We start from the raw sequence: 24,111 nt of genomic DNA on the forward strand, positions 1-24,111 counted from the left end.
GGGTTTTACTGTTTGATAGATCACGGTTTTATATCACCAATAACCAACTCATCTAAACCAGTCCGTCCGTCATGTGTTGGCCTATGGATTGTCACCGCGTTGAAGGGTTGTTCCATATCTTTAACTCCAAAGAAAAGGGCGGAGCCTGAAAAGTCAATATGGTTAGCTTCAACGGGAATAATAACATTTTTTGTGGTGCCATCTTCCCGGTGCAGCGTCATCGAGAACGGACCATTTTCAGCATCCGTCATATTCAAGCCAAAGGCTGATTGAGGTTCACTGAACTCAATCGTAAACTCCATATGATTGCGACTCAGCAGATAGTTCTTTCCTGATGTTGGGAACCAGGGCGAAGTAGCTCCCTCGTTCAGGGTTTTCACTATTAAGTCACCAGTAGTATAGGACAGGGTTGCGGTCGTCTCTCCAAAGTCTAAAACTTGTGGACGACTATCATGTTCAAATTCTTCAAAATCGACCGTTTGAGGATTAACCAGATTTGCTAGAAACTCCGAACGAGCCTGTTCGGTTTTTGGGTAACTCTCTAGGGGAACGCGATCCCCTCCTGTATGGAGGTCTTCTGCAAAGTATAGTTCAGTCAAGTTTGTTGAATTTTCAACTGTGCCATCTGTACCAAAGATTTGACCAAAGATACCCATGTAGGAACCATCCTGACCCTCAGACATCCAAGTCACAATAAATTTACCATCACCCAACTCAGCAATTGATGACATAGCTTGAAGTCCATCACTATAGGTATTCACTTGAAATTCTGAACCAATTGGCTGCCCATCTACGTCATACCTTTGAGCATGAACATTCCAAGTTCCGCCAGAAACATCTTGTGAACTCCAAGTTACAACAAAACCGCCATTCTCTAGTTGTGTTACCGAAGAAAAGAATTGTTGTTTATCAGGCTCAGCAGAAGTATTAACCTGAAATTCTGAACCCACTGGATTGCCGTCACTATCATAGCGCTGACCAGAAATATTTGATCCATCAGTCCAAGTCACAACAAAACCACCATCACCCAATTGTGTTACTGATGGCTCTCGCCGTATATCCTCAGTAGAAGTATTAACTTGAAATTCTGAACCAACTAGATTGCCGTCACCATCATAGCGCTGACCAGAAATATTTGAGCCATCAGTCCAAGTAACAACAAACCCACCATCACCCAATTGTGTTACTGATGGCTCTTGCAGTGTATTCTCAGTAGAAGTATTAACCTGAAATTCTGAAGCAACTGGATTGCCGTCACTATCATAGCGTTGACCATATATTCCAGAACTATCTTGGTCGCTTGACTGCCAAGTTACAACAAAACCACCATCCGCTAGTTGTGCCACTGATGGGTTTTCTTGCCCACCTTGAGTAGAAGTATGAACCTGAAATTCTGAACCCACTGGATTGCCGTCACTATCATAGCGCTGACCGTATATTCCAGGATTTTCTGGGTCATTTGACTGCCAAGTGACCACAAAACCACTATTTGATAGTTCTGTCACTGATGGGTTTTCTTGCGCACCTTGAGTAGAAGTATTAATCTGGAATTCTGAACCAACTGGATTGCCGTCACCATCATAGCGTTGACCGTATATGCCCCAATTAGCATTCGGATGGTAACCGTCTATACGCTCAGAATCATCGTTGGGTTGGCCCCAAGACTGCCACGTAACAACAAACCCGCCATCTGCTAATTGCGTCACCGAGGGACCCCACTGGTCTTCATAGGTATAAGTATTGACTTGAAACTCGTCGCCAATCTTGAAAACGGGTTCCTCTATCGTGGCGCTAGGTTCAATGGTGAAACTCTGTTCAGAGGCAAAATCTGACGTTTCAAAACCACTATCCACGGTCTGAACGCTCCAATAATATGTACCCGGCTCAAGATCCTCTAACGTCCAATTGGTGTTCCTAGCGACATTACCGATTACTCCACCTTGACGAGTGTCATCGATAATATCCGAGCTACCCGGTGTTGTTCCGACTCGTAAGTTATAAGTTAAATCGGATTGGGGCGTTTCCTCGTCGGTGGCAGCATCCCAAGTTAAGGTTGCAGTATCCTCACTGATTTGGGAATTTAAATTGCTTGGAGTCGTGGGTGGTGTGTTAGGTGCTATTTCCTCTGTGCTAAAGATTTGACCATAGACATCATACCCCGAACCATCTTGACCCTCAGAATGCCAAGTCACGACAAAGCCTCCATTGGATAATCCCGTTACTGATGCTCGAGACTGATAAACATCAGTATAAGTACTAACTTGAAACTCAGAACCGACAGGATTGCCATTACTGTCGTAAGATTGGCCGTAGATACTAGGCCGCCAAGAACCATCTTGACCCCTAGATTCCCAAGTCACGACAAAGCCTCCATTAGATAATCCCGTTACTGATGGATACCACTGAGAGTCGTCGGTATAAGTATTAATTTGAAATTCGGAACCGACAGGATTGCCATGGCTGTCGTAACGTTGGCCGTAGACCCCATGTCTAGAACCATCTTGTTCCCAAGAGTGCCAAGTCGCGACAAAGCCTCCATCTGATAATCCTGTCACTGACGGTTGCCCTTGATGACCCTCATACGTACTGACTTGAAATTCGGAACCGATAGCATCACCATGACTATCGTAACGTTGACCGTAAATAGAAAAAGAACTATCTTGACTATCTTGACCTCGGGAAGTCCATATCGAAACAAAACCTCCATTTGATAATCCCGTTACTGATGGGTACCACTGATAGTCATCGCTATAAGTATTGACCTGAAATTCAGAACCAACGGCATTGCCATCGCTGTCGTAACGTTGACCGTAGACACTATAAAAAGAACCCTCTTGGATAAAAGGATTATAAGAATGCCAATTCACGACAAATTCGCCATCTGATAAGTTAGTAACTGATGAGGAGTTCTGAGTACTATAGGTATAGGTATTGACTTGAAATTCGGAACCAAGGGGATTGCCATTGCGATCATAACGTTGACCGTAGATACTAGTCACAGAACCATCTTGACCAGAAGAACTCCAAGTCACGACAAAGCCTCCATCTGATAATCCCGTTACTGATGAGTCTCCCTGAAAGTCATCAGTATAAGTATTAATTTGAAATTCGGAACCAACGGGATTACCATAGCTGTCATAACGTTGACCGTAGACACCATCCTCAGAACCATCTTGACCATAAGAGTTCCAAGCCACGATAAAGCCTCCATCGGCTAATTCTGCAACCGATGATCGCCACTGATTGCTCTCACTATACGTATTGACTTGAAACTTATCCCCGACTTTAAAAACTGGATCCTCTACCGTAAAACTCTGCTCCTCTGCAAACTCTGAAGCAGCAAACCCACTATCTACCGTCTGAACGCTCCAATAATAGGTTCCGGGTTCTAAGTCTTCTAACGTCCAAGTCGTGTTACCGGCGACATTCCCAATTTCAGCTCCCTCCCGAGTCGCATCCAGAATATCTGATCCACCGGGTGTAGTTCCAATGCGCAAATTGTAAGTTACATCAGACTGAGGTGTTTCCGTATCAGTCGCCGCATCCCAAGTTAATGTAACCGTCTCATCACTCAAACTAGAACTTAAATTATTTGGAGCAAGAGGAGGAGTGTTGATAGATTGGTTAACTCCCTCAAACATTCTCCCAAAAATATCAAGTGTAGAATCATCTGGATGATTAGACGTCCAAACAACCACAAATCGTCCATCGATAGTTTCGATGACTGATGGACGCCACGCCCTCTGATGTCCCTGAGAATCAGGATTTATTTTAAATTCTTCTCCAATTGGCTGACCATTAACATCGTATTTTTGCCCATAAATACTCCGTTCTGAACTATCTTGTCTCTCAGATCCCCAGGTAATGATAAAACCACCACCATCTAAACTTGACACAGATGGGTTTCGCTTGATTTCATTTGTGTACGTGTTGACTGTAAACTCAGATCCTACCGGATTGCCATTTTTGTCATAACGTTGAGCATAAACATCATGGCCTCCGTTTTCCTCACTATAAGAATGCCAGGAAATCACAAAACTCTCATCATGCAAAATGGAGATAGATACATCAGAATCAGGCCCCATGTCTTCCAGCCAAAAACGCTCTGAGGTATTCACTCTAAATTTAGAACCAATTTTACTACCATGATTATCATAGCGCTGGGCATAAATCGGAGAAGTATTGTCCAGAGAAGTCCATGTAGTCCAAAATCCTCCACTCGGTACTGGCGTTATTGACATTTCGTTTCTATAAACATCAGATATCATTAAATCTACATTAGATTCAATGATGTTCCCGTTAACATCATAAAAATTTGCTAATACCTCATGATCATCATTGATTCCAGTGAGTCCAGACCCATCATCTGGATATTGTTGCCAAGTCACCATTAAGTTGCCATTTGAGAGTTCTGTGGCTGATATTGCACGCTGCGACATATCTTCGGGTGAATTAACTTTAAACTCATTCCCAACTGGATTGTTATTTTTGTCATAACGCTGACCATAGACTCTATGACCATCCTCACCAAAAGCACCCCAGAGAATGATAAATCCTCCATCTGACAAACCGGTTACTGAAGATACCATAGCACCAGCCATAAGCTCATTCGCATCCGAATAATTATTGACTTTAAACTCAGAGGAAACAGGATATCCATCACGATCATAACGCTGAGCATAGATGCCATAATCTTCACTATCTCGTTCAGATATACCTCGATGATCAAAAGAATTCCAAGTTACAATAAACCCACCATCACTGAGTTTAGCTATTAAATGTCCATGCTGATCACCCTCGTCATAGGTATTGACTTGGAATGGCTCTCCAAATTCCGGCATTGATTCAGTTGTTCCATGTAAAATTAGACTCCAACCATCCCAAATGCCACCAATTGTTTTATTACTGTCTGTCTCATCAGACACCCGTAGAGTCCAAGTTCCCTCAGCCGGTTCTCCCCAATGACGTGCTGAACTAAACCACCAGTCGTTATAATAATTTTGAACACTAGACTGATAAGGACGAGCCAAGGTAGAAACTGTCGTTTTTTCTTCTCCTTCTTCTGTTGTATAAGTATGCACTAACTCCAGTCTCAAGTTATCCGGGTCATCATGACTAGAGCGAAAGTCCACCTCAACCCATTCAACAGTAAATTCCTCATCTACCGTAACTGAAGAACTCACACCTTCCGGGTCATTATCAGGAATCAAACGGTCTGAAAGAGCGAGATTTCCAGGAATCTCAACTGAGACCTCAGGGCCAACCGGTTTCCAAGTCTTAGCGGCGGCTACCGCTGCCTCAGCATCGACCATACCAAATCCATATTGATGACTATGGCGAATCGAATCACCTGGCGACCCACTCCAATCAGCATCAACATCTTGAATCGCCTCACGATTAGCTGTTTCCACCAAAATATGCTGAATATCTCGCCAACTCAACTGAGGATTGACTTCTAACATCAAAGCAATTACCCCAGAGACAATTGGCGCAGCCGCAGAAGTTCCCCCAAATTCATTGGTAAAATTCCCCGATGTTGTTCCTGCCTCTCCCTGAATATCAGTGGTAGCAATTCCTGTCGTACTTAAAGCAACGGCGGCCTGGTGAACTGACCCTGATAAATTCTGCGTATGACGGTCTTTGATTTCAATTTTCCAAGTCCCGTTCACATCTTGTCCCTTAAAGATATCTAGGCTTTCTTGGGGACGGAAACGACCATGAAAAGGTGCCGTATTATCCGGCAAATCCCGCGCTGCATTGTCAGCAAGGCTAATCGACAAATTTCGAACTTCTCGTCCCAAATAGTTCTCGATAGTAAAAGGAACATCAGCCAACAACTGGACTCGCCGCTCTTCTCCCTCTGGAGTTACCTGGACTAAAGTCACCTCTAAGTCTTCATACTTGTCATGTTCAATCCCCAGATGAACTTCCACACGATTGATTAAGTCTGAAACTCCTTCGACCGTCCCGAGTTCTAAAGATAAAGTTGACCCATCAACTGGGATGGATTTGGGTGTATCGATCCGTGAGGCTAGATAGCTAGAATTCTCAGAAGGTGCTGATAACAATAGAGGCGCACCAGGGTTACTATAAACTGCCTTTCTACCCGATTGGTCAACGGCTCCTACTGCGATGGCATAGCGAGAATTAGCGAGGGGATTATAGTTGACATCATCACCATTATGACCCTCATTGCCTGCCGCAAAAACAAACAGATTTCCCAAATTATTTCGCCCATTTTGACTTCCCGCCTCTAGTCCATAAAGTGCTTGAGGTAAAATGTTTGTTCGGAAACTGACTCCCCAACTGTTGTTGTAAATATCTATATTCTGATTTTTATGAGATAGAGCTTTAGCCAACGACCCGTCATTTATGAAATCACTTCCCACTCGTAGCCCCGCCCAATTGGCACCTGGAGCAACTCCCATATTTCCCGTTTCTGAATTAGCAATAGCTGCACCAGCAACCTGTGTACCATGGGCATCAACCAAGTCAAAATCAATTGACCAATTGGGGTCAATAATTATCGTCTCTGGACTCTGGTTGTCAATCAATAATCGCCAAAAGTTGTTGCGATTTATTTGATGAGCCTCGTTGGGATTTTCCCCATTAAAAACATCTGTAAAGTAAGATTTTGAACCTGACTCTAAATCCGTTAGCTTAAATTCGGTCTCCCAAGGACTAATCAGGGAAATCTCAATATCTTCCAAACTTGCCTCATCGTCCACATCAATTCCAGGCAAAGTCAAGGCTAAATTTGATAGATAACCCTTAAAGACTCTATGAGAGAGTCTCTCATCCCAAACTATATTGACAGTTTCACTGCCACCATCCTCTAAAACGACAATTGACTCCGGTGAAGTTACTTGTGTTGAGAACGTATAGCTGGGATACGAGTTATCCTCGTCAAAGTCATAGCTGAGATGTGCCTGGTAGTTGGCACTCAAATTGGGATGCTCATAATCAAAACCACTGTCAAGAAAACCAATCGTCGCGCCCTTTCCAGAAACACCATGGTCTTGCCAGGCTAATTTGACCCTTGCGTCCACTCCAGGTTGCCCCCCAGTTTGTCCCGTATTTTCCAAATGCCAGGGAGTCGAATAAAACTCAATCGGAAAGTTAACCAATGGGTAGGTAAACTCAATTCCAATGACTTCATCCATCGCCGCCGCAATCTCATAGGGGTCACTGTCCCCATCAAACTTCCAGACATAAGTATTAGGAATCTGATTCGTCGGTCCTAAATTTGTCGCACCTACCTGTGCAGCTAAAGCATCAGGGGATTCTCCCTGTCTGACGCTGACCACCCATTGTTCCGTCAACGCCAAAATATCAGGATGATAGGCCTCTAACTTCATAGCTTGGCTAATTGCCCGTTTCACCCGCTCTGACAAATGCTGCCCTTCCGGGACAGACAGCACCGTAAAGGAATGACTAACCGGCTGACCCACCTGACCACCCTGGTCAGAAGAAATCACCCGTAACTCATACTGACCCGGTGTCAACCCGCTCAACTCTTGCTCAAACCCACCCCAGTCTGGGTGATTGGGGTCAATGGCAAACTCACTGGTTTCCCCAACCTCAACCCAATCACCCCCATCTTGTCGCAACCAGAACTGAACCCGTTCCAAGTCCTCCGCACCATCGGCATCACTCACCCAGCCTGACAGCCGAATCGTCTCCCCAGGATTATAAAGTCGGCTCAGAGACACCTGTAAATCTTCTGGCGCTTGATTGGCCGGAGTCAGCGGCTGGGGTTCCCTCGCCGGAGACTCAACCTGTGGATTCACCACCCCTCCCCCATACATCGGCAGTTCCACCTCCGTTCCCGGCACCAACGGCTCATCAGGACCTTCAAACGGATTCCCCTCTGAATCCGTAACCTCCAACCAAGCCTCCTCATCTCCCAACTCCCGTTCCGCCAGGCCCGCAGGGGTCTCACCCGGCCGCACAATATGTCGCCGTCGAGGAGTCTCCCCAATCTCAATCGGAGTCGGGTCATAGGCTTGGGGTTGCGTCGCCTTCGCCAGATGCACCGCCGCCAGCAAATTCAACAGTCCCGCACCCGTATCCGGGTTCCAATTCGGAGTCCCCAAATCCGTAGCCGTAGTTTGCAAAATCTCGATGACCTGGCGATAACTCAACTCAGGGTTCGCCGCCCAAACCACGGACGTGGCCCCCGTCACCCGGGCCGTCGCCACCGACGTCCCCGCCAGAGTTCCCAAATCATCCCCCACCGTAGACAGCACTGGATTCTCAGCCGTCCCTCCAGGCGCCAGCAATCCTAACCCAGTACCAAAATTAGAATACTCCGCCCGACCATGACCCTGAGCCACCGCCAGATTGGGGTCAAACGCTTCCGCCGCACCCACCGTCAGCACATTGTCAAACTCCCGCGAGGCTTGAGCCAACGCCGACAGATTGCCCCCATCATTCCCCGCTGCCACCACCAGCAACACCCCCTGTTGACGGGCATATTCAATGGCAGTCCGTTCGGCCACGGTCAACTCATAGCGAGGACTCACATTGCCCTCAGCATCCATCTCCGTCAAGTCCAGACTCAGATTCACCACTGCATTCGCCTGACCCGACTCCGCCGCCGCATCCACAAACTCAACCAGAGAACTGGCCCACTCTCCAGACCCCACGCCACGACCTAACCAGACCGGAGCCTCGGGGTTGATGCCATCAATGCCAATGCCATTGTCCCGCTGAGCCGCAATCAGTCCCAACAGATGGGTTCCATGTTCACTCCCCTCCCCAGGGGCCAACAGCGGGTTATCATCTCCATCCACCCAATCACGCCCCAGGATAAAGTTGTCGTAATTCAAATCAGGATTATTCTCCGCAAATCCCGTATCAATAATCCCCACCAAGGGCTGGTCTTCCTTGGCAAACTCAAAGCCTTGGGCAGCCGTCACGAGCGGGTCAGCCGCTTGACTATCGGCACTTTCCTCAGAGGACCCATTAGAGAACTCATCAACCTCGTTCTCGCTCACGGGGTTATCTGACACCAATTCCTCTGACACCGGTTCCTCTGACACCGTCTCCTGTTGAGCCTCAGCGACCTCCTCAGACGACTCCGACCCCTCGCTCACGTCCCCCTCCGTCACCGTTTCACTGGAGCCTCCCGACATCATCTCCGACCCCTCATCCGACTCCTCAGTAGACGGCTGCGTCTCGCTCACTATCTCATTCCCTCCTGAGGTTGAGGAACTGTCGGGATTAGACGAACTATCCCCCGAAGTGGAACCGCTTTCACCCGAAGACTCAACCGCCTCATCCTCATCAGCAGAGTCTGAGTCAGACTGACCCTCCTGGGAGTCGCTGTCGTCCGCTTCTTCTAAAGCATCCGTCTCTTCCACCTCATCCAAGTCAGCATCATCTAAATCCTCCCCATCCAAGTCTGGGTTGCCGGAATCTGGAGGACTCATACCATCGTCCCCATCCAGTAAACCATCGGGGTCTTGCGTAACCAACTCCACCAAATCCAATTGCTCACTGGTGGCGAGATAGGGTTTGGAATAGGCGAGTAACGCTTTCCCCAGGTCATCCTGTCGCCAATCCAACTCGGGGGCAATCACATTCTCCACATGAACCGCATCCCCTACCGCACCACGAATCTGGAAGATGACATCATCGTAGTCAAGGTCACTACGTTCAAACCGTTGGTCTTCCAAGACAAAGGTATTCCCATCTCCCGTCAAGTCAGCAATCTGGCCCAGATGGAATCCCTCTTGTGGGTTGGTGCTGGCCAGAGAAAACAGGGGACGTTTTGCCCCACCAATACTGGGATTGTCTAGAACTTCCGAGACGCGACCATTAGGAACCAGCATCACCCCAAACTCATCACCGGGGGTCATGTTAAAGGTCTTCACCCCCTGGTAGACACCGGTATTCCAATCCGGTTCTCCAAACAGGGACCCGGTAAAGCGGGCACCTTCGTCGGCCACACTAATGACAATATGACCCTGTTCACTGCCACTAGCGGCCCGTTGTGCGGCTTCGGCGATGAAGTCTTCAATACCGTTAAACTCCAGTTCATTGAAACCCGCCAGGCTAAAGAAGGCCACTTCCCCTTGATAGCGTCCTCCGTCAAACAGGAAGTCTACGCCAACTTCACCGCTGTTGCCAACTTGGAAGATACCACTGTTAAACTCAGGCACATCAAAGGCGAGAGGATTATCGTCGTCGTCCTCTAAATCATCCTCAGTCTCGTTGTCGGTCTCTGAGTCTCCCTCCTCGCTGTTGTCCACGTCAACGGCTTCCTCATCCGTTTCCTGGCTGTTTTCAGCATCACTCGGGTTGTCAGTATCGTCTTCTGGGTTATCTTCGACCTCATTTTTTTGCAGCAGCAGCAATGGGAGCAGCAGACCTAATAGAAGCTGGAGTAAATTTTGCAGCAGCAGCAATGGGAGCAGCAGACCTAATAGAAGCTGGAGTAAATTAACGTCGTCGTCGTTACCGTCATCTTCTTCTGAGTCTTCTTGAGACTCAGGACTCTCCTCGTCTGTTAATTCTTCCTCATTATTTATCTCCCCATCATCGTCAGGGATATCTGAATCATCTTCTAGGGCGTTCTCCACCTCTTCCGTGGAATCACTTGGTTCAGTGGTCTCCACCTCATCATCCCCAGCATAGGGAATGGTCTCGCCAATCTCGTTGTCCGAAATATACTCGTCATCGAGATAGTTGACCCCTTCCTCCCCTTCAGGAAGGATGTCCTCCTCCTCGATATCTAGGTCTCCCTCATCCCCAATATTATCCCCGTCGTCTCCAGGAACATCACTTTCCCCATCCGGGGATAAGGCATCACTAAAGTCATCCATAGGCTCATCAACTGGGCCTAAGTCCAACCCATCCGAGTCATCCCCACTATCTAGAAAGCCGCTAGGGGTATAAATTGGTTCCAGGATAAAGGTTTGCTGTTGGTCTTCCTGGGCCGTAGCTTCAGGGGGGTTTTGACGAAAACGACGGTTAAACCAGGATTTAGGATTGAAGGGGGACATAATCGTAGATGCTCCGGACTCGCAAGACTGAAAAAACAGACGATTGTGAGGTTTGGGGATAGGTCTCGTCTGAAACGTCCTTTTAGGGACTTAGGGAAAACCTATTTTTTGATGGTTTCACTCTATCTCAACTTCCGGACATTTTTTATGAAGTTTTCGTAAAAATTATGGTGACAAATCAGCGTTTTTGGGACTTGTTAAAAGAGGCCAATTAGATCTATCAGTTTTTTTTGGGCAGTTTTACGGAAACCCGGTGATATTGTAATGTTTGTTTACATTTCGCGGGGAAATTGCGGCTTTATTGAGGGGAGTCTCAAGAGCTGTAAGCTTGGCAGGGAAATGTTTTTAGGCGTTTATCTCTCTGAGTCGTTCGGGTCTTCACAGAATCTTCATAAAGACGTTACCAACACCTAGGGGAAAGCAACCCAAAAAACAGGGTGGGACTGGCCCACCCCGAGGTTAAGAAAATTGTTGTGCTGCTAGAGAGGATGAGGGTCTTCTCTATAACGGGTCAAAGTGGTTAGATGGGATGCCCAATTGGGGAAGGGCGAACAGCCGTTCGCCCCTACAATTATTTGGAAATTTTGTATCGAATGTAACACTTTTTTCAGGCGTACCCTTATGGTCGCCCTCTAGATTAAAACAACGTTCACAGAGCAATTACGAGTCTTAATCAGCGAGCCAGGGGAAGTAATAGCCCAGGTCGATGAGTTTGCCAAACTGATGTTGAATTTTCTGGTAGAAATTTCGATTTTCGGTGCGAATTTGAACATAACCCTTGTCTTCAGGAAGTCGAAGATTTTCCGGGTTTTCAATATGGAAGGTGACTTCAAAGACATCCTCAATCCCAGACTCTCGACGATCAGTGAGAGGGCGCCGATTTTCAATACTGGAGCGATAGGTGATGTCGCGGGGCTGGTTACGCATCCGAAATTCAACCAATTGTCCTTTTTCAACCAGATGATAATCCGCTTGTGCAATTTGAGCTGTGACTTCCAAATAACTCAGATTGGCAATTTGTAAGACTTCTTGTCCCGCCTGCATGAAGGCTCCATCTCGTTGGTCTAGGTTGTGATCTAAGACAATTCCCGAGATGGTGGCGGTTTTGGTGCGTTCAGCGTCACGCTTTCGTAGGTCTTCGAGTTGAGCTTGTCGAGCGGCGATCGCCTCCTGATGGTTTTGCACTTGGATGGTTGCCGTTTCCCGCTCATTATGGGCCGTGTCTCGTTCTGCCTGACGGCGATCTCGTTCCTCTTCCAAGTCCATCCGTTTCTGATTGAGGTCCCACTGGACCTGTTGTTCTTGTTCACGAGTCACATTGGCTTGATGATCTCGTCGGTTCAAGGAGGCTTCCTGACCTCGGATCTGACTCTGAACTTGTTCAATGCGGTCTCGGTTTTGTGTTTCCTCTCCTTCTTGTTCAGCAATTTGTCGTCGGATGCTTCGTAACTCCCTCTCAGTATCACGAATTAAATGGTGACGTCCTCCAATTAGATCATCTTCAACCATTCCAGCCAACTCGCGTTTTTCGTCTTTATGTTCTTGCTCTTCCTCACGTAGTAAGCTTAGAGTCTCAGCGATCGCCCCTTGACGACTTTCAAGTTCCCGGACTTCACCCTGAAGTCGTTCGATTTCATAGCGATCGCGCTCCTCCTCTGCCTGAACCCCACCCCGCTCTTCCTGAAAGCGGCGAGTCTGAGGAATCCCGATTCCCAACTGAATCGCCCGCATATCATCCAAATGAGCATCCAGACGACGTTGAGCTTGGTGCAACTGATCCTCAGCATTTCTCAGCCGTTGTTGCGATCGCGCCAGTCGCTGTTGAGCCACCTCCAGGGCTGCATTTTCCTCTTGCAGCGATCGCTCCGCCTCCGTCAGTTGGTCTGCAAGATCTTCACTCTCAACAGACAGCAGCACCTGATCGGGCTGAACCCGATCATGAGGTCTCACCCGTAGCCGAACCCGTCCCGGCCGGCTCATATGAATCGTTTGTCGTTGACCTGGGAGAGTTTTGAGAGTCGCATCACCCCGAACATGATTGGGAAGAGGAATAAAGCCAACAGCCCCCAGAGTCGCTACCGCCGTTCCTACCCAGAGCCAACGATGTCGGGTCGGTTCCTGTTGAGGCTTCGCCGAGGTTGTCTCGGAATCTGGGTCAGGGGTTGGTGGAACCGGAGGGGCCGGCTGTTCCTGGGGAGTATCGGTCGTTGGGGGAACAACTCGTAGGGGAGCGGAATTTTGGTTTTGAGGTTGGGAGGTCATGGGTCGTGATAGATGCGTAGACAACACAAGGTCAGTTAAAAGACACCTCGTCACTAATCTGTCGTTTTCTGGGAAGGGTTTTTACGGGAATTGCTGGATTTTGTGATAAAACTTAACAATTGACCGAAAATCAGGGACTGTCCATGAGGCCATTGAGACCAGTAGGTGTTGTGCCGCACCTGAATTGTTGATTTCAGATATAATTGCACTGTAGCTGTTATATCAGTTTGGCAGGAAGTTAATGTATGAACAAAATTACTTTAGAAGAAATCACTCAAAATTTAAACCACTATCTTCAACGTGTTCAAGCTGGAGAAAGTTTTGTTGTTTTTGAAGCCAATCAACCGATTGCTCAAATTACATCCGCTCAATCAGAGAGTATTTTAGACGCCTTTGACAAGTTTCGCGAGCAACTAAATTCAGAAGCCATCGATTTGGATAGTGATGAAATTTTTGCTGATGTTCGCGACCCAAGTCCAACCCCTGAAAAACCTTGCTGGTGATGAACACAAGATTTTTACTGGACACCAACATTATTTCTGAAAGTATTAAACGACAGCCCGACGAAACGTTTTTAGATAACTTTCGCCAAAACCTGGAAGATTCTGCGATCGCATCGGTAACATGGCATGAGCTTCTTTATAGATTATACCGATTGCCTGAGTCTCGATGAAGAAGTAATTTATCTAATTACTTAACACAGGTTATCCAAGACAAAATTCTCATTCTACCGTACTGTCATGCTGCTGCTAGATGGTTTGTAGCTGAACGTGCTAGGCTGACAACTTTGGGTCGGATGCCTTCATACCCAGATGGTCAAATTGCTGCGATCGCGAAAGTCAATCATTTAATTCTCGTGACTCGTAATGTTTCAGATTTTGTAGATTTTGAAGGGTTAACCATTGAAAACTGGTTTGTTTAGAAATCAACAAATTGGTGCGTTCCGGTAGGGGCGAAAAATCCCCTCCTGGGAGGGGTAGGGGTGGGTTATGCCCCTACGACTGGCAAAATCCAAAGATTGAACGAAGCCGGGACGCACCCTTGTATATTGAGAAACATAGTAGACCGCCGCACCCTAGGTCGGAAAAGGCCGCTTGGTAGCATGGGTCACTACAAGGTAATCTTCTCGACTGAACTCGAACAGTCGCCTGGGTCAAGGACGTCCGAAATTTCGGTTCATCCCAAAGACCGTATCAGGCAAGGATGAGTGAAATTGAGAAGATGTCTTGTTCATCTTAACAGAGCTAATTTAGGAGAACCTATCATGTCAAAGACACCTCAGTGGATCGGAGTTGACGTGAGTCAACAGACTCTGGATGTTTACATTCGTCCATTGGGAAAAGCCATCCAAATCCCCAACAGCCCGACCCAAATTGCCCAACTCGTCGAGTCTTGGCAAAACGAGCGGATCGAGCGAGTTGTGGTCGAAGCGACTGGGAAACTAGAAAGGGAACTGGTCATTCAATTACAAGAGGCCGAGTTCCCCGTTTCAGTCATCAATCCCCGCCAAGGTCGAGATTTTGCCAAAGCTACTGGTCGTTTAGCTAAAACTGACGCGATTGATGCTCAAACATTGGCGTATTATGGCGAAGCCCTAAAGCCCCCGGTTCTAGCATCGAGCTCGGCTGAGACTCGTCAACTACAAGAGTTAACGAGTCGCCGGCGTCAGCTCATTGAGATGCAAACGGCTGAGAAAAATCGTTGTCGTCGCGCACGTGGCAAGGCTTTGGTGGATATCGAGGCTCACCTAGACTATCTCAGGGGACGTCTCGAACAACTCAACGCCGAGATTGAGGAATTGACTCAGAATTGTGCGGAATGGTCATCAAAAGTCGAATTACTTAAAACCATGCCCGGCATCGGTCAAGCGATTGCCACTACCTTGGTTTCTGACCTACCCGAACTGGGTCAACTCAGTGCCAAGAAAATTGCTCGCTTGGTCGGTGTAGCACCCCTGAATTTTGACAGTGGCAAGTACAAAGGTCAACGAAGAATTCAAGGAGGTCGGGCACCGGTCCGAGCAATTTTGTACATGGGGGCGGTTGTGGCCATGCGATATAATCCAGCTATTAAAGTTTTTTACGAACGCCTCGTCAAAAAAGGCAAGCCGAAAAAACTAGCTTTAACAGCCTGTCTGCGTAAACTTCTGGTCATGTTGAATGCGATGGTTCGAGATCATCGACCCTGGCAGTATTCAGAAAGCCCAGCAGCTCGTCCTTAGCCACCTTTGAATACTTTGACAATTGAGGCAGTAACAGAAGCCAAGCCGTTAACTGCCTAGGATTTTGCTGCTCTTTAAAGCAGCCCCTTGACTCAAGAGCTAGATTATGCACCCAAACACGTTATCCTTGACAATTAAGACAGTCGCTACCGCTATTAATGTCAAACCTAGCCCAAGAGATCTCAGTCAAACGATATCTTAAGCCAGGTCATTATTGTCCTAACTCATCTGACTACCATTACCGCTTGAACGACGGCGTGATTTCAAAGCACCCGCCGCCAAAGTAACCAGTCCTACAGCCAGAGCGGATGAGGGTTCTGGAACATCTTGGGGAGGCTCCAAAGTCCCAATTCCGGCAATGATGTCGTTGTCACATTCAGGAGCCAGAGTATAAACATAATCACCATCAGGGAGAAGAGTTCGATCAAATTGGAAGGCGAACGTATGCGTTCCTGTTGCACCGAAGTGACCAAAATCAAGTCCCAAACTGTTGATATCACTCAAAAACTGAATATCGCCAATTTTCGTCCCAGAGACCATGCTATTGGGAACATGGCGGTTGGGGTTGAAGTAGGGATCCGTGATGCTTAAATCACCAGCTTGAGGATTTCCACCATGCTGGGTAATCCAGTTGGCATAACCCGAAAGACTGGCATCCTGGAGGCGGTTTCCACCCTCCCAGGCAATCTCAGTGGCCCTGACATTTTCGTAAACTCCCAGTTCACTGACTCCGGATTTACTCTCCTCTGCGAAACGAATTCCAAACAGGTCTCCATTGGCATTAGCGGTGTCTAGATCATTGCCTGAGAAATTAAAGAGTAAATCTCCCCAGCCAGTATGATCATCTACGGCATAGTCGCTTGATTTCCCCTCAAGACCCAGGTTAGAGTTGATGGCAAAAATGATACTGTCATTGGTCTGTTGCAGCGCCGTTCCGTAAATTTCATAGGGCGTTCCCCCAACCTCATAGCCAGCCATGCTGTCATTGAATGAATCAATGGAGTAGTGCCAACCGTTATGCAGGGTGGCGGCTGATGCAGGAGTAGAGAACGTTGCTAACGAAAGTCCTGAGATTCCGGCGATTAGAACGGTTGCTGTTGCTGGATTGAGTTTAAAAAGCATGATGATTCACCTCAGATGTGCATGTGGTTGTCTAGATAATCGAAGCCATTTCCCTGGGACTGGTCCTCTCACGTCGTTTCTTTAGTGTTTGTGTCAAGGGAATTTAAGCTTAGGGATCAAACTTCGTTGATCCAGGTCTGTAACTAACTTATCACAGCTCCAATTATGTCTATTTAAAGCTTAGATAAAGTCGCTTAAAATCGACCTGTTTTTTAGTGAAAGTAAGGGGTCAAAAATCTGTCAGAATTTTTCCGCTAATTTTACGGGAATGCGGGCATGTTGTAATATAATGTTACAAAAATAGGACTAAAATTCTCAATTCAAGACTTCGTTTAAATTGCTAAAACCCAGATATAATGAGACTTGTAGAGATTTGAGTTGAATCGTTGTAGCAAACTTTACCGAAACTTTATAAACCAATTTCTGAAATCATGTTGTTGTGAAGACTCGGGGGCGATCATAGGAAGGTCACGGTAGGGTGTGTTGCGGCTCAAACCCATGTAAAACCTAAGGGTAAAATCTACAAGCTGCCGCAACGCACCGGCTCGATAATCTGGCAAGGATCATCAATTTATCTGGGGATTTGTCGTTGGGTTCACAAATCGGTACGTTCCGGCTAGTTTAATCTTGTTGCCAAAATTCAAGACTTGAACGAAGCCGGGACACACCCTACCTTATTCATTGGAATTGAACAGGGGCGATCGCACGGTAGGGTGTGTCCCGGCTCAAACCCATGTAGAACCCGGGCGACAATCTACAATCTGCCGCAACGCACCGGCTCGATCATCAATGTATCTGGGGATTTGTCGTCCGGTTCACAAACCGGTGCGTTCCGGCTAGTTTAATCCTGTTGGCAAAATCCAAAGATTGAACGAAGCCGGGACGCACCCTTGTATATTGAGAAACATAGTAGACCGCCGCACCCTAGGTCGGAAAAGGCCGCTTGGTAGCATGGGTCACTACAAGGTAATCTTCTCGACTGAACTCGAACAGTCGCCTGGGTCAAGGACGTCCGAAATTTCGGTTCATCCCAAAGACCGTATCAGGCAAGGATGAGTGAAATTGAGAAGATGTCTTGTTCATCTTAACAGAGCTAATTTAGGAGAACCTATCATGTCAAAGACACCTCAGTGGATCGGAGTTGACGTGAGTCAACAGACTCTGGATGTTTACATTCGTCCATTGGGAAAAGCCATCCAAATCCCCAACAGCCCGACCCAAATTGCCCAACTCGTCGAGTCTTGGCAAAACGAGCGGATCGAGCGAGTTGTGGTCGAAGCGACTGGGAAACTAGAAAGGGAACTGGTCATTCAATTACAAGAGGCCGAGTTCCCCGTTTCAGTCATCAATCCCCGCCAAGGTCGAGATTTTGCCAAAGCTACTGGTCGTTTAGCTAAAACTGACGCGATTGATGCTCAAACATTGGCGTATTATGGCGAAGCCCTAAAGCCCCCGGTTCTAGCATCGAGCTCGGCTGAGACTCGTCAACTACAAGAGTTAACGAGTCGCCGGCGTCAGCTCATTGAGATGCAAACGGCTGAGAAAAATCGTTGTCGTCGCGCACGTGGCAAGGCTTTGGTGGATATCGAGGCTCACCTAGACTATCTCAGGGGACGTCTCGAACAACTCAACGCCGAGATTGAGGAATTGACTCAGAATTGTGCGGAATGGTCATCAAAAGTCGAATTACTTAAAACCATGCCCGGCATCGGTCAAGCGATTGCCACTACCTTGGTTTCTGACCTACCCGAACTGGGTCAACTCAGTGCCAAGAAAATTGCTCGCTTGGTCGGTGTAGCACCCCTGAATTTTGACAGTGGCAAGTACAAAGGTCAACGAAGAATTCAAGGAGGTCGGGCACCGGTCCGAGCAATTTTGTACATGGGGGCGGTTGTGGCCATGCGATATAATCCAGCTATTAAAGTTTTTTACGAACGCCTCGTCAAAAAAGGCAAGCCGAAAAAACTAGCTTTAACAGCCTGTCTGCGTAAACTTCTGGTCATGTTGAATGCGATGGTTCGAGATCATCGACCCTGGCAGTATTCAGAAAGCCCAGCAGCTCGTCCTTAGCCACCTTTGAATACTTTGACAATTGAGGCAGTAACAGAAGCCAAGCCGTTAACTGCCTAGGATTTTGCTGCTCTTTAAAGCAGCCCCTTGACTCAAGAGCTAGATTATGCACCCAAACACGTTATCCTTGACAATTAAGACAGTCGCTACCTTATTCATTGAGATTGAACGGGGGCGATCGCCCGCCAGTTACGGTAGGGTGTGTTGCGGCTCAAACCTATGTAGAACCAGGGCGACAATCTACAAGCTGCCGCAACGCACCGGCTCGATAATCTGGCAAGGCTCATCAATTTATCTGGGGATTTGTCGTCCGGTTCACAAATCGGTGCGTTCCGGTAGGGGCGAAAAGTTTTTCGCCCCTACTACTGGTCAAATCCAAGGATTAAACGAAGCCGGGACGCACCGGCTTGATCTAAAAACGGATGTAGTTTCTAGGATTGCGGTTATCTGTTTTCCAGCGATAGGGAGCAACACGAACTTCAAAGTGTAAATGAGGACCTGTTGACCAACCAGTACTACCTACTTGCCCAATAGTACTTCCTCCACTAACCGTTTGACCCACGGAAACGTTAACCCTGGACATGTGCGCATAAATTGTTTGGAAACCATCGGGATGATTAATCCGCACAAAGTTTCCCCATCCATTGGGATGATACCCAACTTCAACCACCCTGCCAGGTTTAGCGGCTTTAATAGGAGTTCCAGTTGGAGCAGCAACATCAATTCCATAATGGAAACCGGATCCACGTGGTCCATACTCACTGCTGACTCGATGTCCTGGTAATGGATGTTGCCATGCAGAACTACTACCTCCACTACCTGGCAATTTCAACTTCCATAGGTGAAAGTTGTTCCAAGACATGGGATTCGGGTGCATATAGATTTGATTGCCACTATCACCACCAGAATCCAAGGCACGCCCTGTAGCTTTGTTGACAATCATATAACCACTACCAACTCGAGTGAGTTTCCAGAGATGGTAAGGATTATGTTTGGCAGGGTTGGGGTGAATATAGGGTAGCTTGTTGCCAGAACCACCAGCATCTAAAGCTTTTCCAGTTGCTTTATTGATGATAATGTAGTAATTCCCTACTTTCTCAAAACCCCATTGATGAAAAGTGTTCTGAGAATTTGGAGTTGGGTGTGGATAAACTGAGTTTTTAGAACCTCCTGCATCCAAAGCTTTTCCGGTTGCTTGGCTAACCACAGTTGAAAACTGTAATCCAGGAAAACGCTTTAGATTACGATCTCGCAACCATTGAGATGCAGCTATTCGGGTTCGTTGACGTCCTCCATGGGTTCCAGTGTTGAAAATAGCTCGTCCACTAGAAGAGTAAACCACGAGATTGCCATCATTTTGAATAGAGAACCGGGATCCAGGATTACCATAAGTGTTAGTAGCCCAAAGTACCTTACTGCCCTCGTATAAAACAACATTCCCATCAGTTTGGACGGCAAACACATTGGCCCCAGTATTATTAGTTCCAGTCGCCCATAGTGCTTGACCTTGAGGGCTGTAGAGAACTAGATTTCCATCATGTTGAAAGACAAACTTGTAACCCGTCGATGTAACCCATCGCTGACCCCGTGAAAAGTTAAGATTGCTTGAACCCGGTTTCAAGCTGATATTTCTCACGGGCGTCGGTTGAGGTTGTGGCGTTACAGGTTTACCTGTGCCAATTTCTTGAGTGATAGGCAAATAAACCGATTGGCCTATCTGTAAACGGTGAGCTTCAGCCTCTGTGAAAGTTCCGCCAGTTGGATTTTTCATAATTTCTCGCCAACGATTGCCATCTCCGAGGAGGCGTTGGGCGATTCCCCACAACGTATCACCTGCTTTAACAACATACTGACGAGATTGACCGGGTACACCAGCTGTACTGGTCTGTGGCGTGGACACCGGGGCTTCTATGGGAGCAGGTGCAGGGTTCGGTTTAGGAGGATTTCCATTAGTAATTGCTGCCGAAATCCACTGATTTTTTTCTGCAAGGCGATACCAACGGTCATCCGCACCAATGCCAGGATAATTAATATATTCTCCTTTTTGCCAAGCATCAAATGTCAAAGAGCTACCAAAATCAGCAGTTCCGGCAACAGCATGATTAGTACCCGGTCCACTGCGTAAGTTTGCACCAGCGGGTGCAGTCACCAGACCCTGAAATGAGGCTGAATGAATGTCAACAGCCCGTTCTCCAGGAATAAAAACGTCCTCACCACTCCAACTCTCAACATTCAAAATCGGGGGGGTATGATGTTCCGATGGCTTCGTGGCTTTCGCCAAATGAACCGCCGCCGTCATATTAATCAATCCGGCTCCAGTTTCCAAATTAAACCCAGTACTGCCCAAATCCGTCGCCGTGTTGCGGATAATTTCAACCACCTGGCGGTAACTCAACTCAGGATTGGCTGCCCAAACCTGGGATACCGCACCCGTCACCTTCGCCGTGGCCACAGAAGTTCCCGCCATACCACTGGTTCCTTCCCCAGCTAAAGACAATTGGGGATTCTCCGTGGTTCCCCCATAAGCCATCACATCCAAACCCTGGCCATAACTGGAATAATCAGTACGGTCAGCCCCCTTCCAAACCGACGTATCGGGGTCAAACTGTTCCGCCGCACCCACCGTCATAATATTGTCAAACTCCTGAGAAGCTTGACCCAACGCCGACATCACACCGCCATCATTCCCAGCCGCCGCCACAATCATGACGTTATTCTGACGCGCATACTCAATCGCCGCCCGTTCCATCGGCGTCAACTCATAACGAGTCGTCACATTCCCCTCAGCATCAATTTGAGTTAAATCCATACTCAAATTCACCACCGCATTGGGTTGTCCCGACTCCACCGCCGCATCCACAAATTCCACCAGAGAATTGGCCCATTCTCCTGAACCGACACCACGACCTAACCAAATGGGCGCATCTGGGTTAATTCCATCAATACCAAGGTCATTGTCCTGTTGCGCTGCAATAATTCCCAAGATATGGGTTCCATGTTCATTCCCCTCCCCTTCAGCTAGGAGCGGATTATCATTACCATCGACCCAGTCACGTCCCAAGGTAATGTTGTCATAATCCAGGTCAGGATTATTTTCCGCAAAGCCAGTGTCAATAATCCCCACCAGAGGCTGGTCTTCCTTGGCAAACTCAAATCGTTCCGGTGCCACAAGGGGTTGAGGCTGAGCGGGGGGAGTATCTGAATCCTCCTCTGTCACCACCGTTTCTTGTAACTCAGTCTCCGAGACCATCGTCTCCTCATCAGAGTCTTCGGTCATGTCAACCGGTTCCTCAACGTCCTCGGAAACCGTGACTTCGCCAGGGGTCTCCATCTCAACCTCTTCCCCTATGGATGGTTGAGACCCCAAGGATGAGTCAACTTGAGATGAACTCGTTTCATCGTTCACCGGCGAGGGGTCAAAGGTCTCAGTCGAGGATTGGCTGGAGTCTTGCGTCCCCTGAGAACCCGTCTGGTTTACTGGTTCCTCCAACTGACGTTCATCGGTCTCTGCAACATCCATCTCATCTTCAGTCTCATCGAAGCTGTCCGCCTCGGTCTCCTCAGCGGTTACTTCGTCGAAGTCCTCTAAATCTTCTTCAATGTCTGGAATTCCTTCATCACTGGGGAGGTCGTCACTGATATCAATCTCATCGCCAGCGAGTTCAACTAACTCCGCTAAATCCCATTGTTCATTGTTGACGGGAGTAATGTAAGGCTTGGAATATGCCAATAACATTTTCCCCATATTGTCCTGTCGCCAATCTAAATCGGGGTCAATCACATTCTCCACATGAAGCGCATCCCCCACTGCACCCCGAATCTGGAAGATGACATCATCATAGTCATAGTCACTATCCTCAAACGCTTTATCCTCAAAGACAAAGGTATTCCCATCTCCCGTTAAGTCAGCAATTTGACCCAGATGGAATCCATCTTCTGGATTGGCGGTAGCCAGAGAAAACAGGGGCCGTTTCGCACCCCCAATACTAGGATTATTCAGAACCTCCGAAACCCGACCATTGGGAACCAACATGACCCCGAACTCATCACCAGGGTTCATATTAAAGGTCTTCACCCCTTGATAGACACCGGTATTCCAATCCGGTTCTCCAAACAAAGATCCCGTGAAGCGCGCGCCTTCATCAGCCACACTAATGACGATGTGACCCTGTTCACTACCACTGGCTGCTCGTTGTGCAGCTTCGGCGATGAAGTCTTCGATACTGTCAAACTCTAGTTCATCAAATCCTGCCAGACTGAAGAAGGCCACTTCCCCTTGATACGCGCCTCCATCAAATAGGAAGTCTACCCCCACTTCACCAGTATTTCCTACCTGGAAGATACCACTGTTGAATGCGGGAAATTCAAAGCCAACCGGGACTAACTCAGGCTCCTCTTCCTCCACATCAGCGTCCTCATCGCTGTCTTCTAGGTCTGACTCGTCTTCAAGACTGTCTGAGGTCTCCTCATCGCCGTTGTCTTCAGTATCGTCTAATTTATTGGTAGGGTCATCAACTTCGTCCTCGGAGATCTCCGATTCATCCGCTTCACTAGAGGTTTCCTCCTCTTCAAATTCCGACTCGTCTAACTCATCAGACGTCTCTTCTTCCGAGTCATTCTCCTCTTCTGGAGACTCTTCCAACTCATCGGATGCCTCTTCCGGAATGGTCTCATTCTCGACGTCTGATTCATCAGCTTCCGTGGAACTTTCATTTTCAAGCTCGTCTTGAGCCTTGTCTAAGTTCTCATCCTCTAAAAAGTCAATCTCCTCGCCAATTTCCTCGTCTGAGATCTCTTCGGAATCCCAGTCAACTGGGTCTCCTGAGTCTTCAATTTCTGTAGTCTCATCACTTGTGCTATCTTCGGTCTCTGTGATGGACTCATCACTACCGTCATCAGCAGAATCCCAGTCGGAATCCTCGCCCTCAAGGAGGTCAACGTCGTCAAAACTATCGTCAAAACTACTGTCAGGGGTAGCAAGACTAATGCCATCATCCTCCCCCGTATCGACTAGACCACTAGGAGTATAAATTGGCTCTAGGATAAAGGTCTGTGCGAAGGCTTCAGGGTTTTCTGGTGGACGTGGTTTTGCTTGAAACTGCTGCTTAAGCCAGGATGCAATGTTAGCTAAAAACATTAATTCTGATGCTCCAATGAGATGGTAGATAGTCTAAAAATAGACAGCAAGCTCTAGAACTTAGGGGAGTTTTATTTACCCCCCAAGCTGTCTAAGACTTGGCGCTGATGTTGAGACAGTAAACCTGAGTTCAGGTTTGATCTCGGATGTTAGTCTGACTGAGACGAAAAAGTTTTCGGAGTTTGGATGACTCCTGACGTTCCTCATGTAAACTCTGTCAGTCTAAGTCAGGTGTTTTTACGGAAATTGGAGCGTGTTTTAATTTTTCTTCATATATGGGCGATCGCCCG

At 47.6% G+C, this 24,111-nt stretch carries 8 protein-coding genes; 4 read left to right on the forward strand and 4 right to left on the reverse strand.

The genetic code is table 11. The annotated features are described in order from the left end of the window. Positions 1-20: 20 nt before the first annotated feature. Both L855_RS07555 and L855_RS07560 read right to left on the reverse strand, forming a co-directional pair. Positions 21-11,009, reverse strand: coding sequence for a S8 family serine peptidase (locus L855_RS07555; RefSeq protein WP_159786256.1), 10,989 nt, complete (start codon positions 11,007-11,009; stop codon positions 21-23). Positions 11,010-11,678: 669 nt separating this feature from the next. Further along, the gene (locus L855_RS07560) at positions 11,679-13,271 is read right to left on the reverse strand and encodes an HlyD family efflux transporter periplasmic adaptor subunit (protein WP_159786259.1); all 1,593 of its coding nucleotides are present in this window, start codon (positions 13,269-13,271) and stop codon (positions 11,679-11,681) included. Between the two features lie 245 nt (positions 13,272-13,516). Between L855_RS07560 and L855_RS07565 the strand changes: the two genes are divergently transcribed. The 3 genes from L855_RS07565 to L855_RS21125 all read left to right on the forward strand — a co-directional run bounded on the left by L855_RS07565 (position 13,517) and on the right by L855_RS21125 (position 15,492). After that, positions 13,517-13,774 (forward strand): type II toxin-antitoxin system Phd/YefM family antitoxin, encoded by a 258-nt coding sequence (locus tag L855_RS07565; RefSeq protein WP_159786262.1) that lies wholly within the window; start codon positions 13,517-13,519, stop codon positions 13,772-13,774. 293 nt (positions 13,775-14,067) lie between these two features. After that, entirely contained in the window at positions 14,068-14,193 is a 126-nt protein-coding gene (locus L855_RS22175; protein ID WP_281349485.1) for a PIN domain-containing protein, read from the forward strand. Between the two features lie 342 nt (positions 14,194-14,535). After that, positions 14,536-15,492, forward strand: a complete 957-nt coding sequence (locus L855_RS21125; RefSeq protein WP_192924982.1) for an IS110 family RNA-guided transposase — start codon at positions 14,536-14,538, stop codon at positions 15,490-15,492. A 219-nt stretch (positions 15,493-15,711) separates the two neighbouring features. Here L855_RS21125 and L855_RS07575 read toward each other — a convergent pair whose 3' ends face one another. Further along, a complete protein-coding gene (locus L855_RS07575; protein WP_159786265.1) occupies positions 15,712-16,614 on the reverse strand; it encodes an XDD3 family exosortase-dependent surface protein in 903 nt (300 codons plus the stop codon). A gap of 1,113 nt (positions 16,615-17,727) precedes the next feature. Here L855_RS07575 and L855_RS21130 point away from each other — a divergent pair. Beyond that, a complete protein-coding gene (locus L855_RS21130) occupies positions 17,728-18,684 on the forward strand; it encodes an IS110 family RNA-guided transposase (RefSeq protein ID WP_192924982.1) in 957 nt (318 codons plus the stop codon). Between the two features lie 412 nt (positions 18,685-19,096). Here the strand turns inward: L855_RS21130 and L855_RS21730 are convergent, their stop codons facing one another. Next, the gene (locus L855_RS21730) at positions 19,097-23,821 is read right to left on the reverse strand and encodes a S8 family serine peptidase (RefSeq protein WP_246198761.1); all 4,725 of its coding nucleotides are present in this window, start codon (positions 23,819-23,821) and stop codon (positions 19,097-19,099) included. Positions 23,822-24,111: the final 290 nt, after the last annotated feature.

Origin of the sequence: Sodalinema gerasimenkoae IPPAS B-353, assembly GCF_009846485.1 — a bacterium.
GTDB classification, from domain to species: Bacteria; Cyanobacteriota; Cyanobacteriia; order Cyanobacteriales; family Geitlerinemataceae; genus Sodalinema; species Sodalinema gerasimenkoae.